The 14,784-nt window shown below is 41.0% G+C and carries 15 protein-coding genes; 12 read left to right on the top strand and 3 right to left on the bottom strand.

What is annotated here, in order from left to right; all coding sequences use genetic code 11:
- Positions 1–38: 38 nt before the first annotated feature.
- A complete protein-coding gene (locus QNI15_RS08775; protein WP_314002332.1) occupies positions 39–1,838 on the bottom strand; it encodes a tetratricopeptide repeat protein in 1,800 nt (599 codons plus the stop codon).
- 410 nt (positions 1,839–2,248) lie between these two features.
- Here QNI15_RS08775 and QNI15_RS08770 point away from each other — a divergent pair, with 410 nt between their 5' ends.
- From QNI15_RS08770 to QNI15_RS08740, 7 genes are all read left to right on the top strand, one after another.
- Entirely contained in the window at positions 2,249–2,692 is a 444-nt protein-coding gene (locus QNI15_RS08770; protein WP_314002330.1) for a response regulator, read from the top strand.
- A 62-nt stretch (positions 2,693–2,754) separates the two neighbouring features.
- Positions 2,755–3,297, top strand: coding sequence for a heme NO-binding domain-containing protein (locus QNI15_RS08765; protein ID WP_314002328.1), 543 nt, complete (start codon positions 2,755–2,757; stop codon positions 3,295–3,297).
- 77 nt (positions 3,298–3,374) lie between these two features.
- Positions 3,375–3,785 (top strand): globin domain-containing protein, encoded by a 411-nt coding sequence (locus tag QNI15_RS08760; protein WP_314002326.1) that lies wholly within the window; start codon positions 3,375–3,377, stop codon positions 3,783–3,785.
- 151 nt (positions 3,786–3,936) lie between these two features.
- Positions 3,937–4,104, top strand: coding sequence for a hypothetical protein (locus QNI15_RS08755; protein ID WP_314002324.1), 168 nt, complete (start codon positions 3,937–3,939; stop codon positions 4,102–4,104).
- Positions 4,105–4,169: 65 nt separating this feature from the next.
- On the top strand, positions 4,170–4,304 hold the full coding sequence (locus QNI15_RS08750) for a hypothetical protein (RefSeq protein ID WP_314002322.1): 135 nt from the start codon (positions 4,170–4,172) through the stop codon (positions 4,302–4,304).
- Positions 4,305–4,342: 38 nt separating this feature from the next.
- The gene (locus tag QNI15_RS08745) at positions 4,343–4,909 is read left to right on the top strand and encodes a hypothetical protein (protein ID WP_314002320.1); all 567 of its coding nucleotides are present in this window, start codon (positions 4,343–4,345) and stop codon (positions 4,907–4,909) included.
- A gap of 286 nt (positions 4,910–5,195) precedes the next feature.
- Entirely contained in the window at positions 5,196–5,627 is a 432-nt protein-coding gene (locus QNI15_RS08740; RefSeq protein WP_314002318.1) for an acyl-CoA thioesterase, read from the top strand.
- A gap of 76 nt (positions 5,628–5,703) precedes the next feature.
- Here the strand turns inward: QNI15_RS08740 and QNI15_RS08735 are convergent, their stop codons facing one another.
- Both QNI15_RS08735 and QNI15_RS08730 read right to left on the bottom strand, forming a co-directional pair.
- A complete protein-coding gene (locus QNI15_RS08735) occupies positions 5,704–6,741 on the bottom strand; it encodes an aldo/keto reductase (protein ID WP_313975918.1) in 1,038 nt (345 codons plus the stop codon).
- A 65-nt stretch (positions 6,742–6,806) separates the two neighbouring features.
- Positions 6,807–7,529 (bottom strand): 3-ketoacyl-ACP reductase, encoded by a 723-nt coding sequence (locus tag QNI15_RS08730; RefSeq protein ID WP_313975920.1) that lies wholly within the window; start codon positions 7,527–7,529, stop codon positions 6,807–6,809.
- 377 nt (positions 7,530–7,906) lie between these two features.
- Between QNI15_RS08730 and QNI15_RS08725 the strand changes: the two genes are divergently transcribed.
- The 5 genes from QNI15_RS08725 (at position 7,907) to QNI15_RS08705 (ending at position 14,759) form a co-directional block, all read left to right on the top strand.
- Positions 7,907–9,547 carry a carboxylesterase/lipase family protein gene (locus QNI15_RS08725; RefSeq protein ID WP_314002316.1) on the top strand — a complete coding sequence of 547 codons (1,641 nt, stop codon included), beginning with the start codon at positions 7,907–7,909 and terminating at the stop codon, positions 9,545–9,547.
- A 93-nt stretch (positions 9,548–9,640) separates the two neighbouring features.
- Positions 9,641–11,281, top strand: coding sequence for an alpha-L-rhamnosidase-related protein (locus QNI15_RS08720; RefSeq protein ID WP_314031416.1), 1,641 nt, complete (start codon positions 9,641–9,643; stop codon positions 11,279–11,281).
- Between the two features lie 429 nt (positions 11,282–11,710).
- The gene (locus QNI15_RS08715; RefSeq protein WP_314031415.1) at positions 11,711–13,102 is read left to right on the top strand and encodes a glycoside hydrolase family 88/105 protein; all 1,392 of its coding nucleotides are present in this window, start codon (positions 11,711–11,713) and stop codon (positions 13,100–13,102) included.
- Between the two features lie 44 nt (positions 13,103–13,146).
- On the top strand, positions 13,147–13,581 hold the full coding sequence (locus tag QNI15_RS08710; RefSeq protein ID WP_314031413.1) for a hypothetical protein: 435 nt from the start codon (positions 13,147–13,149) through the stop codon (positions 13,579–13,581).
- 44 nt (positions 13,582–13,625) lie between these two features.
- On the top strand, positions 13,626–14,759 hold the full coding sequence (locus tag QNI15_RS08705; RefSeq protein WP_314031412.1) for a glycoside hydrolase family 88/105 protein: 1,134 nt from the start codon (positions 13,626–13,628) through the stop codon (positions 14,757–14,759).
- Positions 14,760–14,784: the final 25 nt, after the last annotated feature.

The raw sequence follows: 14,784 nt of genomic DNA, 5'->3' as shown, positions 1-14,784 counted from the left end.
AGATTAGTAAGATAGGTAGAGTGTAAACTACAATAAAGTTAGTATGATAAAAGATAGTCCGTCAGATTGGTTTCTTCTTCCAGTTCCAGCTTTTTACGTAACCGGTAGCGGGCTGTTTTCACACTTTCTGGTGAGATACCCAATACAGTGGCAGACTCTTTCAGATTCATATTCAGGCGTACCAGTGCACACAACTTCAATTCACCAGAGCTAAGTTCCGGATGGCTCTCTTTCAGTTTTGAAAAAAACTCATGATGTACCTGTTCAAAATACATTTTGAAATCATCCCAATCCTTGTCCAGGCTAAAACTGTAGTCGACCAGTTTCATCAGGCGACTATAAATAGACGAAGATTCATTTTTTGGTGCAGATTTTAATACTTCACTTACTGTTTCCCGAATCTCTTCCATGATACTATTTTTCTGAATCATATTCAGTGTGTGTGTGGTAAGCGATTTATTACGGAATTCCAGTTGTTCGAGCAGCTGTCCTTCCCGCAACTGACTATTGTTTAATTCTGCCTGTGCCAGAGCCTGCTGGGCTTTGTACAGTTCTTCATTTTTAACAAGCAGTTCTTTTTTCTTGCGAAGGTTACTCTGTTGCTGATAAAGTACCAGTAGGGCAATAACCAATAATGCTCCCATCCCCAACCCAATCAGATTACGGGTAGATTGAGCCAGCTCTTTTTCTTTTTGTAATAGATTAATCTCTATTTGTTTCTTCTCGTTTTCATAATTGACACGCAACTTGGTAAGCTGATTGCCGCTTTCCTGAGAGAATAGAGAGTCTTTGATATTTTCATATTGTTGCAGAAACCGAAATGCATTTTCATAGTTTTTGGTTTGAGCATATACCAGGGCCAAACCGGAACAGGAGTTTTGCAGATCCTGAATCATATTTTTGGTGCTGGATAACTGATACGCCTGCTGATAATGGCCTATAGCTTTTGTATACTGCTTCAATTGTGTATAGGCTGCGCCAAGTCCATTATGTGAAGAAGCAAGCAGGTTTTTTTTCTGATAGGTTGCATTTAACTCCAACGCTGTCTGATACTTCTGAAGAGCTGTTTCCGGGGAATTTTTCTTCAGATAGATTTTTCCCTGATTATTATGACAGATAATTTCTCCATTGGTGTCGTGTAGCTTTTCGAAGATAGCAAGGGCTTCCTGACTGCTTTTAAGTGCCTGGTCATATTGTTTCTGATTGAGATATACCTCTGATAGGTTGCTTAAAATTCCGGCTACAGCCTGTTGCCTGTTAATCTGTTTCCAGAGTGTCAGTGCTTGCTGAAAGAATGAGATCGCTTCTCCATTCTCCTGACGGTTTTTATAGATATTGCCAATATTATTGAGAATGCTCGCTTTGGTATCTTTGTCATCTACATCTTTGAGTAATTCCAGTCCCTGAAAGTACTTATCCAATGCCAACACATCATTGCCTTGCTGTTTATAAACCATCCCCAGGTTTACGATACTTTTAGCTTCTCCCTTCTGATCATGAATTGCCCTGTACAATTGTCTGGCTTTAGTAAAATAGATAATAGCTTCCTTGAACTCACTTTTTTGCCAGTGATAAACGCCAATGAGTTGTTGGCTTCGGGCTTGTCCTGGTTTATAGGATAGCTGATTGGATAATGTCAGAGCTTTTTCTATATAGGAAAGCATTCGTTCCGGATCTGTGCTCCAGTATTCATAGGCAAGTTCATTTAACAGCTTGATTTGTGATGTATCCTGTTTGGAAAGTTGAAGCAGATTTTCAAGACTGTCTTTTTTGCTGGTCTGTGCATTACTTGGCAGAGAAATAATGACTAACAAAAACAATAGCGCAGTGTGCCTCATATATAGACGAGGTATAGAAGGTTAGTGATACGTAACTAAAAAGTAGGTTAATGCTGGTTGGTAGATCTATCTGTAGATCATATAGAATAGGGTTTCGCAGATGGAATCAGGACTGTGATTGAGATAACATCTGATGGTTGGATGGTGTACAGGTTGTAGGTTCATTTTCTTTTGAGAATGGTTTCGTTTTATACTTTGACAGGCAAATAAAGACTCCAAATACCCATTGTTCACCTTTTGTATACCTGGTTTTGCTAGTTGTTCACTTGCTGTATACCCTTAATAATAGGTTGATCTTCAGGAGTGTGATATGTTTGCATTGTCAATATTGATACAGTTAATCATACTTTCTCTTAAAAGTAAACAACCATGCAACCATTTTCAATTATTACCCCAAATCCTTCATCCAGATGATCTTTAAAACGTATACTTCTTTCTGTCAGACTATTATGTTTATTGACGACAATCCGATTGATACTTTTATTCATACTCGGTTATTAAAGCTTTCTGAGTTTCAGGGAAAGCAGTTGGTATATGACAATTGTTTTGCTGCATTAGACTACCTAACCTGTAATCAATATGTAGGTGAGTTATTACCCGAACTGATTTTTGTGGATCTACACCTGCCATTGATGAGTGGACTTGAGTTTATTGAAAAAATAAAGGCTTTACCTGGACTGATAGAAAAGCAATGTCAGGTAGTAGTGCTGTCCAGCACCTATCCTGAACCAGAAATGGCGTTTCAAATGGAGAAATCTGGTGTATGGAAAATTCTGGAAAAACCATTACGACTCGAAGATCTGAAAAATATATATGAAGAAGTAGAAGGTATGCGGTATGCCATTGCTTCCTGAATTACTTCTATACCACCTTTTAGTTTAATCACATACAAAACAATTACCAGACACTCACTCAAATGCACGGAATCATTTTTAATCAGTTACAAAAATACCTTAGAGATCGATCAGGCCCTTCAGCATGGCTGGCTCTTCTGAATACACAAGGATTAGAAAAGAAGATCTATCTGCCAACCCAGATTTATCCGGACCAGGAACTAATCTCGCTGATTTCGGGGATTGCTGGCAATCAGCAAAAGTCGGTAGAGCAGATACTGGAAGATTTTGGGCAGTTTATCGTAGCAGATTTATTCAAAATATATAGTGGAATGATTCGTCCGGAATGGAGAACGCTGGATGTGTTGGAGCATACAGAAAATACCATGCATAAAGCGGTACGTCATAGTGATCGTAATGCTACACCTCCGGAGTTGCTTTGTACACGTGTAAACCAGCGGGAAGTAGTAATTGATTATTCTTCCCGGAGACACCTGAGCAGTCTGGGTGTGGGGATCATCAAGGGGATTAGTGCACACTATGGTGAAAAAACACTGATACAGGTGCGCCATTATCAGGCTGCCAATGGCGAGAAGGCTTGTAAAATTTCGGTGACACTGGTGTAAATCAGAGTTCCATAGTATAAGTTCAGAGAGGAGTGGGAGAAGCAAAATGTAACTATACGATTATTACTTATTGTACGATGATGACAGACAGGCAGATATTGATTATTAAAAATTCGTGGAGTGCTGTGATGGTACAATCACAGGAAGCGGGAGAACTGTTTTATCAGAAACTTTTTGAAGAAGCCCCCTTTCTGCATACATTTTTTCGGAATGATATAGAACTGCAAGCCCGGAAGTTTACCAGCATGATGACACTATTGGTGCGCAGCATTCAGTATAGTGATAAAGTGACACATGAGCTTGAGGAACTGGCTAAACGACATATACGATATGGGGCCAGACCAGAGCACTATGCCATTGTAGGTGATTCGCTAGTATGGATGATGAAGCAACGTCTGGAAGATAGATGGGATATGGAAACCGAACAGGCCTGGAAGGATATGTATCAACTGATAACAAGAACAATGATGTCAGTATATAATGCCTGATATACTTATTGAAAATGGTAAGACAACTATGAAACTATGTAATCTGTAAAGCAGAAGAGCTAGCAGATTACAAAAAAACAAACACGGAAAAACAAAGGCAGGAAACACCTGCATCCTACTTAATCTATTTTACAGCTTACTACTTACATCTATGTCAAACGTAAAAACATTAGTGGATGAATGGTCTGTCAGAGACCTGGAAGATAACTCTTCTTTAAAAATCGTGGTAGAAAGCTGCACAGAGCTGGGAAATAAGTCATTGCCTGAATTCAGGTCTACTGGCTGGGGCATATTCTCAACTATGAACCGCTGGCCGTAGAACGCTGGGCATATCAGGCTTCCAAAGCTGGTGTTACAGATTATTTACTGGAGGATCATTCGTGGATGGTGCATCAGGATCAGTATATTAAGAACTATCTGGTGATAGGCGATATACTGAAAGCACGTGTAGTTGTAAAAACCCGTAGTTCCAAACCTGTTATAAAAGAGTATGACCTTCCTTTTCAGCTGGAAGCATAAATAATAAAATCGAAACATAAACCATTTTTACCCTATCTATGAAAACTGGAGAATATTATTTGCAAGGTGCAATGGAAGTAGGTTCAGGCTTATGGATCAAGCCTGACTTCACATTTGAGTTTTTTTACAGTTATGGCATGATTGACAGAATAGCCAATGGCAAATGGGAACAAAAAGGAGGGCATTTGGTCCTAAATAATACGCCAAAGCCAGAGAAAGACTTTATACTGGTTAGTTCTTCTAAGAAAACACAAAAGCAACTGGTGATTCAGATTAGTGATCCCAATAAAATGGTAGTTCGCAGTGTGTATTGTCAATTACAGACTCGTTCGGGAATGGTACTGGAAGGAAGTAGTGATGCGCATGGGGTTATTGTATTTGATACAGCAGAACCTCTTAGTATAGCACTTATTCATGAGTTCTGGCCGGATCGTTATTCTGTTTTTGAGATAGCCAATCCGGAAGAAAACTATTTTGAGTTTACGATTGAACCCCGGATTGTTGATGTCGAATTTAGTGATCTGACCTTACAGATTGGCGATAATATGTTACAGGGACCACATCCCTTACTGAAAGGCCAAGAGTGGACATATGTAATGAGCTAGGTAGTGTAATGTAAACCAAGAAACATGTTTCCGGTAGTAATGAATACTCTCAGAAGGATTCCTCTGAGAGTATTTTATTTTTTAGCTATTTAGTTGGGGTATAGTTTGTTATAAAAACCAGAGAAAAGCATAGCATCAGGGTAGTAAGTGAACGAAATATCTGTTAATATTGGTTTTGGAAGATAGTAGTCGCGCATACTATCTCTGGCAAGGTCTCTGATACTTTTTATGTTTATTCATACGAATCTTTATTTGTTTACAAACTATTAACCGTCAGTTAGTTAACGTGGAAAATATTTTTAAGAGTAATGTGTTATGGTCGCAGATTGATGCGAACATGCATTTACGTCATTCTGCCTATGCTGATTTTGCAGCTCAGGCAAGGGTAGAGTTACTGAATCAATGTGGACTGGATTATAAAACATTTTCTTCTCTGAAAATTGGTCCCATTCTGTTCAGAGAAGAACTAATCTACTTCCGGGAAGTAGGTCTGAATGAATCCATTTCCATAGAGACTTTTGTCACAAAGTCCAATGCAGATATGTCCCGGTGGTCATTTACACAGCATATGTATCGTTCGGACGGAGTAAAAGCAGCCACTATACATGTAGATGGAGCCTGGATGGATGTAGTAAAACGAAAGTTAACCGTGTTGCCTGAAGAGTTTATACAAAGGTTGAGCGAATTGCCTAAAAGCGAAGATTTTCAGCAGGTATAAAGTTTTCTGGTTGGTGTTGGAAATAGAAAAGCCCTGACGATTTGTGTTGTCAGGGCTTTTGATTGCAATCGGTGATTTATTTTTTATAAAAGTCAGGTACAGGTCTGAGATACGGGAAATCACGCTGATGCCAGTAAGGATAAATCGGATCTCTGTCACTGGCAGCATCCAGCTTCTTCACTTGTTCAGTAGTCAGATTCCAGCCTACTGCACCAAAGTTCTGTTTGAGTTGTTCTTCATTTCTGGCTCCAATGATGATGTTGCTGATTGTTGGACGTTGCAACAACCAGTTCAGCGCTACCTGGGCTACAGTCTTCCCGGTTTCTTGAGCTACCTCATCCAGGGCATCCACAATTTTATACAATAGTTCTTCAGACGGAAGTGGACCCTGGTCACCACCCTGTGCTACCCGGCTATCGGCTGGTAGTGGATTGTTACGACGGTATTTACCACCTAACCGACCAAATGACAACGGGCTCCATACAATAGTCCCTACATTTTGATCCAAGCCCAATGGCAGGAGCTCCCATTCAAACTCACGGCTTAACAGCGAATAATGCGCCTGATGGGCTACATAGCGTGCCCATCCATAACGTTCAGAAATAGAAAGAGCTTTCATCAGTTGCCATCCGGAAAAGTTGGAACAGGCAATATATCTGATCTTACCACTTTGCACCAGAGTATTGAGAGCACTCAACGATTCTTCTATAGGCGTTGTATTGTCAAAGCCATGCAGATGGTAAATATCTATGTAGTCAGTTTGTAACCGTTTCAGACTATCTTCACATGCTTTTATCAGATGATGTCTTGATGACCCACGATCATTGGGGTTATTGCTCATCTGAAAGGTAGCTTTTGTCGAGATTAACACCTGATTTCTACGTCCTTCAATAGCTTTGCCCAAAATTTCCTCCGCCATACCTGCAGAGTAAACATTAGCGGTATCAAACATTGTTAACCCAGCATCCAGGCAAAGGTCTACCATGCGGGATGCTTCGGCTACCTGTGTGCTGCCCCAGGCCTTAAAAAAATCATTGCCACCACCAAAGGTTGCGGTTCCCAAACTAAGGACTGGAACTTTTAATCCGGATGCTCCGAGTGATCTGTATTCCATAGAGTAGATTGTAGTAAAAAATTGATTGACAATGTATATCTGAAAAATAATGATTACTGGCTTTGCTAAGGGTTGGTTGACCACAAACCTACATCTTTTACCAACGCCCGGCGATTAAGTTTTAAATGAGCTACCAGTAGTTCAGCAAAGTCTTCCGGTTGTAATACTTTTTCCGGATTGCCATCTGTCAGATTCAGGCTCATTGCCATGTCTGTTGCAATCGTACTGGGAGTCATAGTAAACACCCGGATATTGGATTTACGAACTTCCTGCATCAGAGACTCTGATAAGCCTATCAGGCCAAATTTGGAGGCACTATAGGCACTTGTCTGTGCTGCTCCCCGCTGACCAGCTGTAGAAGAGATATTTACTATGTCACCACTCTGACGTTGCTGCATTTCAGGCAGTACATTCCGGATGGCATAATAAGCTCCCAATAAGTTTACTTTAATTATATTTTCCCATTGATCCACATCCAGATCCATAAACTTGCCAAATTTACCTACTCCTGCATTGTTAATCAGAATGTCAATAGAACCAACTTCTTCTTTTAATCTGGTAATGGCTGCACTGATAGCTGCATAATCTGATACATCAGCAGTGGTAGTGGCAATCTTGATAGAACTATCTACATGTGCAGCTTTTAACGCTACTTCCTGCAAATCAGATTCTGTACGAGCCAGCAAAGCCAGATTGACACCTTCATGCGCAAGGGCTAATGCTACAGCTCTGCCCAGACCTTTGCCTGCTCCGGTAATTAATGCGGTTTTTCCTTTAAGAGATTCCATAAAATAAAAAAGTATGTGATTAAGGTTGATGGAATAAGTGTTTCAGAAGTATACCTGATTCTATTGTCTTTTACACAACCAGCGCCAGAATAATTCCCTTTTGGAAAGTTTCTTCTTCGTTGTACTTACAAAATTCTGGTAATTTTGAATTTTTACTATATTTTCTGAGGAAAGATAGTGTCTTATTCATGGGTAATGTAAAGGGTACATAAAAATAGAATCATTAATAAATTCTATTTATACTGTAAGTAATCCAAAAATTTGGTGTTTTATCTCCTGTTTAGTATTATTGTCTCATTGTGTGACAATAATAGCCAATATATTCATAATTGGTTTCTGTACCTGTAATCCTTCCTATAACCCCTAACTAGTTTGTTATGAAAAGACCATTTACTCTGCTACTCTGTATATTTTTACAGAGCATGTATATGTATAGTGTAGCGCAAAAGCCTGCACCTTCACCAGATCCTATTACTTCAGGAGCTAAAATTGCTGTTGCACAAACAGAATATGGAAAAGTACGGGGATATATTCACAACGGTATATTTACGTACAAAGGAATTCCCTATGCACAGGCTGCCCGCTTTATGCCTCCTGTAAAACCTGCATCCTGGGAAGGTGTACGCAGTTCTATGACGTATGGTCCTGTTTGTCCACTGATAGATCCTACAACAGCAGTAAACGACGAAAGCGAATTCCTGTTTCATCACGACTGGGGATATACCAATGAAGATTGTCTGCGATTAAACATATGGTCGCAGGGTATCAATGACACCAAAAAACGCCCGGTTATGGTTTGGCTACATGGGGGAGGGTATTCGGCGGGTTCTTCTCAGGAACTACCTTCCTATGATGGAGAAAATCTTAGTAAGAAAGGGGATGTTGTAGTAGTGTCTGTAAACCATCGCCTGAATATCCTGGGATTTCTGGACCTGTCTGCCTATGGCGAAAAGTACAAATCTTCTGCCAATGTAGGCATGATGGATCTGGTAGCAGCACTGCAATGGGTAAAAGGCAATATTGCTCGTTTTGGTGGAGATCCTGACAATGTTACCATATTTGGTCAATCAGGAGGCGGTGGAAAGGTGAGTACACTTATGAATGCTCCTTCTGCAAAAGGATTATTTCACAAAGCTATTATTCAGAGTGGTGGGGGTGGATTAAACTTTAAGGAAAAGTCTATTTCAGGACGCATTAGTGCAGCAGTTCTTGAAGAACTGGGATTAAAATCTACACAGATTGACTCTATACAGAAAGTACCCTATGATAAGCTGGCCGCTGCTGGCAAAAAGGCATTGCGTAAAGTGCAGGAACAGCTAAAAGCAGAAGGCAAAGAAATTCCTGGCTTTGGTTTGGGGTGGGGGCCTACTCAGGATGGAACATTCTTGCCTTATCAGCCTACTGCACCTGAAGCAATAGCTCTCTCAAGTGATATTCCGCTGATGGTGGGATCTACCAAAAACGAATTTATGGCTTCATTAAGAGACCCTTCTTTACGAACAGCTTCACAGGATGAAATCAAAGACCGTTTACAGAAGCAATATGGAGAAAAAACAGATGCCTACCTGTCTGCTGTAAAAAAAGCCTATCCAGCAGACACTCATCCAACAGACTTGATTGATATAGATGATATGTTCAGACGAGGTGCTATCAAGCAGGCTGATTTGAAATCAACAGGTAAAGCTCCTGTGTTTATGTATTTGTTTACCTGGCAATCGCCTGTGCAGGATGGAGAGTATAAGGCTGTACATTGTATGGAAATCGCTTTTGCCTTTAATAATATCAGCCGTTGTGAGGAAATGACCGGAGGAGGCAAAGAGGCTATAGCTCTGGCACAAAAGGTAAGTCAGGCCTGGATCAACTTTGCTAAGACAGGCAATCCCAATCACAAGGGCCTACCTGTATGGCAAAAATACACACCAGCCAATGGTGCTACTATGATCTTTGATAATCAGTGTGTGGAAAAATACCATCATGACAAAGAGTTTCTGGAAATCACTCCAAGCCGGATGCTTTAAGGATACAAATTAACATGTACCCCCTTCCTTATCTTATATCACATGAGATAAGGAAGGGATTAGTGTATATGAACCTTCTATCTGATTCTCACGATGAAACAATATTTTTATCTCTTTGGCTTTATACTGAGTAGTTTTTGTGGGAATGCACAAATTGCTTTTCAGGCAGAACGGCAGAGTTGGTTGCAAAAGGCGGAACTGTACAAACCCAAACTTGTTGAATCTGAAAAGCATCCTCTTTACCTGGTTAATCTGGTTCAGGATGCAACTGCATTTCAGGGATGGAAAGCTGTTAAAAGTGCTCCGTTAGATACACTCTATCAAACTTCTATCAAGAAACGGTCAGGTGTTGTTGCCGACTTTGGTGAACACCTGACTGGATATGTAAGCTTTTCTCTGCAGGCAATCTGGGGGACGTCTGATGCTCCGGCTCGTCTCAAACTAACTTTTGGCGAAGTTCCAGCAGAATTAGCTACTCCCTTTGATCCATATCCTGGAGGCTTGAGTCGGGCATGGCTACAGGATGAAGTTATAACTGTAATGGAAGTTCCTGCTACCATTACTATTCCCAGAAGAATGGCTTTTCGTTATGTGAAAATAGAATTGTTGGGAGCCTCCAGTTATTTTGACTTTCGTATCAGCGATTTGGTTTGTAAAGCCACAACATCTGTTCCTGCAATGCCTTCCGCTCTGGCTTCTGGTACTTCTGAACAGATTGCGGCTATTGATAAAGTAGGGTTGCTTACGTTAAAGGAATGTATGCAAACAGTATATGAAGATGGTCCTAAACGAGATCGGCGGTTATGGATTGGTGATTTGTATCTGGAGTCACTAGCCAATGAATACTCTTTTCGGAACTTTGACCTGACCAAACGTTGCCTGTATCTGCTGGCTGGTCTGGCTCAGAATGATGGGTATCTGCATTCCAACGTTTTTGAAACACCTGAGCCCCATCCACAAGCTGGCGCTCCTTTTCTGTTTGATTACTCACTGCTTTATAATGTGACACTCAAAGAATACCTGAGGGCTACTAATGATAAAGAAACGGCCTTGGATTTGTGGCCGATAGCAAAGAAACAGATGGAGAACCCTAAAAAATACATGGATCCGTATGGTGTATTTGATGCTGCAACTGCTGCAAAAAACAGATGGTGGTTATTTGTGGACTGGAAAAATGATCTGGACAGAACTGCTGCCATTCAGGGTATTATCATTTATTCTATGAAGAATACCTATGAACTGGCAAAACAACTAGGTAAAGAGTCTGAAGTAGCTGAACTACCCGAAATGATCAAAAAAATGACAGATGGTGCCAGAAAACGAATGTATGATAAGAAGATGGGAGTATTTGTAAGCGGACCAAACAGACAGATATCTTATGCCTCGCAAATCTGGATGATTCTGAGCGGGGTCGCTACAAAATCCGAAGCCCGGAATGCCTTGAAGAAATTACAGACCGAAAAAGATGTAGTTCGACCTGGAGGACCTTACCTGTATCACTACTATATAGAAGCCCTGATTCAAAGCGGTCTGTCAGATATGGCTAAACAAGCCTTGCTTACTTACTGGGGTGGTATGATCCGGAAAGGCGCTGATACATTCTGGGAAGTTTATGACCCTTCTGACGACAAAATCTCCCCTTATGGCTTTTATCCTATAAATAGCTACTGCCATGCCTGGAGTTGCACTCCCGTCTACTTTATCCGAAAATACGCAGATATATTTCAGAAGTAGATAGCAAAATACCAACGTGCTATTTATATATTGTACAGAATTCACGTCAAAACGAAAAACGCATACAATTATGCTTATGAAGTTTCAAAAGACTGGCACAAACATTTCACAATAAGTATGTTATAAAGAGAGTTTTGGTTACTTCAATCGTAGATGGTGGTGTAGGTGCGTTGGCAATATTTTCTCCGCGAGGTTGGCCTTTGGCCTTACAGGTGGGAGGATCGGAGAAAGGTGTCTTTTTCTTTTCCTACTTTTCTTTTGCTTGTCCAAAAGAAAAGTAGAAGTTTAGGAAGAGTGATGTTTAGAGAAAAAACAATATTAGCAATCAAAAAATATTCCACATTTTTGTAAATACTCTCAATTCTCTTGGTAAATAATCCATAATGCAGTCTAATAAAGAGTAGAAAGAATGTTAGACCTCTACTCCGAATGAAAAGTCTGAACCCTACTCACCCGATGCTTCGGGTATTAAAAAATGGATTTGTGCTCTCAGTTTTTCTGGGAACTGTTTATACCACCTCCGCACAGAATAATCCACCCAAAGGAAACGATTCCAACACGCCTTTGCATCTGTTAAAACCAGATTATCCGGTTCCCTATGGCTCACCTACCATTGAAAGCATCACAACTGTATTGAATAGAGTGCATGGATACCTGGAAGGATCAACCCCAATCCAACTGGTTACGAAAAATACCAATGAGGTAGTTACAGAGTATAAAAAGATCAATACAGAAACTATCTTAAAACCAGGTGATTTCAGGCTGCTTAGTTATGAATGGGGTGTCACCTATGCGGGTATGTTACTGGCTACAGAAGCTACTGGTGACCCAAGATACGCCGACTATACCAATAAACGACTGAAATTCATTGCTGACATAACCCCACATTTTCGTGAGTTAGCTAAAAAGAATCCACAAGCCCAAAGTCCATTGCGGTCTGTACTGACCCCTCATGCACTGGATGATGCAGGCGCTATGTGTGCCTCTCTGATCAAGTCTGTAAGAGCAGGCAATAAAGCAGAACTGCGCTCATTGATAGACAATTACATAGATTACATCAGTACCAAAGAACTTCGTTTAGCGGATGGAACACTAGCCCGAAACAGACCTCAGATGCATACACTCTGGCTGGACGATCTGTTTATGAGTGTTCCCGCTCTGGCGCAAATGGGTAAGCTGACTGGTGACAAAAAATATTACGATGATGCAGTAAAGCAGGTATTGCAGTTTTCTCAGCGAATGTTCAATAAGGAAAAGGGATTATACATGCATGGTTGGGTAGAAGGCATGACTGTACATCCTGAATTTCACTGGGCTCGTGCCAATGGCTGGGCTATTATGACCAAAGTAGAGCTACTGGATGTATTACCGGAAGATCATCCGGGGCGAGGCCCTATTTTAGAATTGCTGAAGGCACATGCCAAAGGTCTGGCTGCCTATCAGTCGGGAGTGGGCTTCTGGCACCAGTTGCTGGACCGGGAAGATTCTTATCTGGAAACTTCTGCAACTGCTATCTATGCCTATTCGATTGCCAGAGCTATAAACAGGGGATGGCTGGATTCTCTGGCCTATGCACCTATGGCCTTGCTTGCCTGGAATGCAGTCTCTACAAAGGTAAATGAGAAAGGTCAGGTGGAAGGAACCTGTGTGGGAACCGGAATGGGGTTTGATCCTGCTTTCTACTACTATCGTCCCATCAACGTATATGCAGCGCATGGATATGGACCTGTTTTATTGGCAGGTGCAGAGATTATTCATTTGTTGAAGAAGAATACATTTGAAATTAATGATAGCTCGGTGCAGTTAAAAGCTGCCAGATGAGCCACCATACCATTTTGAGTGTGTCCATACAACAAATTACTTTTATGAAAATACAAAGAGACTCTTTGTGGGTAGGGCTATTTCTGTGCATAAGTGTAGCGGCTAACGCACAGAATGTCGCTGGGTCTGGTAAAGATTCATATCATGTACGGTTTGATTTTGGTTCGGGTAAAGTTGAAAAAGGATTCTTGCCGGTTACTCCGGTTACACTTTACTCGAAAGTATTGGGATATGGATTTTTGCCAGAGGCCAGTGTACATGTCACACTAGGTGATAGTGATAGTGAATCTCTTCAGTACACATGGAGTCTACGAAATAGCAAAGTATATTGTGTAGGAATAAAGGCCGCCAAACTACCAGTCGCTCAGTATTTGAAAGAGGATATACCTGCATTTGATCCGGCAAAACCAGATGCGATTGAAATACAGAGTTTACCAGTAAGCCCGCTGGTGCAGGTAATCAAGCCTGATAGCAATTGACTATTCCTAAATGACTTACAATCTATTAATCAATACATCTCTTTATGAATACGAGAGTTCAAATTGCTATTTTTTTATTTCTGGCTGTTAGTATACATTCTTTTGGACAGGATCTGCCTAAAAAGAAAAAGATACTCAAATCCATGACAGTGGCCAATGCCTACTTCATGAAAAAATGGCCGGATACGGGTAAGCCTATTGTAAGTCCGGATCGTACCCGTCCAAGCAATATATGGACACGAGGGGTATATTATGAAGGACTAATGGCTTTGTATCAGATTGCTCCTAAAAAAGACTATTACAACTATGCTGTTTCCTGGGGTGAAAGTCACAAATGGGGATTACGGGATGGTATCAAAACCCGAAATGCGGATAACCAGTGCTGTGGCCAGACGTACATTGATTTATATCTGATTGATAAAAAGGAAGAACGTATACGGGATATTAAGGCTTCAATAGATAGTCTGGTAAATAGTAGTAAGTTTGACGACTGGACCTGGGTTGATGCCTTGCAGATGGCTATGCCGGTAATGGCAAAGCTCGGTGTGATCTATAATGATACCCGCTATTATGAAAAAATGTACCAGATGTATGACCATTCCAAAAATATACAGGGTGACAAAGGGCTATACAATCCTGCTGATGGTTTGTGGTGGCGGGACAAGGATTTTGATCCTCCGTATACAGAACCTAACGGACAGGATTGTTACTGGTCACGAGGTAATGGCTGGGCAGTGGCAGCTTTGGTACGGGTATTGGATGTCATGCCTGCCAATGCTCCTCATCGGGAAGAATACCAGAAAACGTATCTGGAAATGATGAAAGCATTGGTGCCTATTCAGCGAAAGGATGGATTCTGGAATGTGAGTCTGCATGATTCTACCAACTATGGAGGCAAAGAACTGACAGGAACAGCTTTGTTTACGTATGGAATGGCATGGGGTCTTCGCAAAGGATTGCTGGATGAGAAAACCTACAAACCTATTATTACAAAAGCCTGGAATGCGCTGGCAACAGATTGTGTGCACGACAATGGTTTTCTGGGCTATGTACAGGGTACAGGCAAAGAACCCAAAGACGGACAGCCACTGAGTTATGAAAAAGAACCCAACTTTGAAGATTTTGGCTTAGGGTGTTTTCTTTTGGCAGGAAGTGAAGTATATAAGTTAAGCAAATAGTACGTTTATTAACGTATGATACCTC

Origin of the sequence: Xanthocytophaga flava (assembly GCF_030068545.1) — a bacterium.
Classification (GTDB): domain Bacteria; phylum Bacteroidota; class Bacteroidia; order Cytophagales; family 172606-1; genus Xanthocytophaga; species Xanthocytophaga flava.
This window is presented reverse-complemented; position numbering and strand designations above follow the sequence as displayed.

Bases quoted from the DNA above. Each gene is read 5' to 3' on its own strand.
- QNI15_RS08775 (WP_314002332.1), bottom strand. From the start codon at position 1,838: ATGAGGCACACTGCGCTATTGTTTTTGTTAGTCATTATTTCTCTGCCA.
- QNI15_RS08770 (WP_314002330.1), top strand. From the start codon at position 2,249: ATGATCTTTAAAACGTATACTTCTTTCTGTCAGACTATTATGTTTATT.
- QNI15_RS08765 (WP_314002328.1), top strand. From the start codon at position 2,755: ATGCACGGAATCATTTTTAATCAGTTACAAAAATACCTTAGAGATCGA.
- QNI15_RS08760 (WP_314002326.1), top strand. From the start codon at position 3,375: ATGATGACAGACAGGCAGATATTGATTATTAAAAATTCGTGGAGTGCT.
- QNI15_RS08755 (WP_314002324.1), top strand. From the start codon at position 3,937: ATGTCAAACGTAAAAACATTAGTGGATGAATGGTCTGTCAGAGACCTG.
- QNI15_RS08750 (WP_314002322.1), top strand. From the start codon at position 4,170: ATGGTGCATCAGGATCAGTATATTAAGAACTATCTGGTGATAGGCGAT.
- QNI15_RS08745 (WP_314002320.1), top strand. From the start codon at position 4,343: ATGAAAACTGGAGAATATTATTTGCAAGGTGCAATGGAAGTAGGTTCA.
- QNI15_RS08735 (WP_313975918.1), bottom strand. From the start codon at position 6,741: ATGGAATACAGATCACTCGGAGCATCCGGATTAAAAGTTCCAGTCCTT.
- QNI15_RS08730 (WP_313975920.1), bottom strand. From the start codon at position 7,529: ATGGAATCTCTTAAAGGAAAAACCGCATTAATTACCGGAGCAGGCAAA.
- QNI15_RS08725 (WP_314002316.1), top strand. From the start codon at position 7,907: ATGAAAAGACCATTTACTCTGCTACTCTGTATATTTTTACAGAGCATG.
- QNI15_RS08720 (WP_314031416.1), top strand. From the start codon at position 9,641: ATGAAACAATATTTTTATCTCTTTGGCTTTATACTGAGTAGTTTTTGT.
- QNI15_RS08715 (WP_314031415.1), top strand. From the start codon at position 11,711: ATGAAAAGTCTGAACCCTACTCACCCGATGCTTCGGGTATTAAAAAAT.
- QNI15_RS08710 (WP_314031413.1), top strand. From the start codon at position 13,147: ATGAAAATACAAAGAGACTCTTTGTGGGTAGGGCTATTTCTGTGCATA.
- QNI15_RS08705 (WP_314031412.1), top strand. From the start codon at position 13,626: ATGAATACGAGAGTTCAAATTGCTATTTTTTTATTTCTGGCTGTTAGT.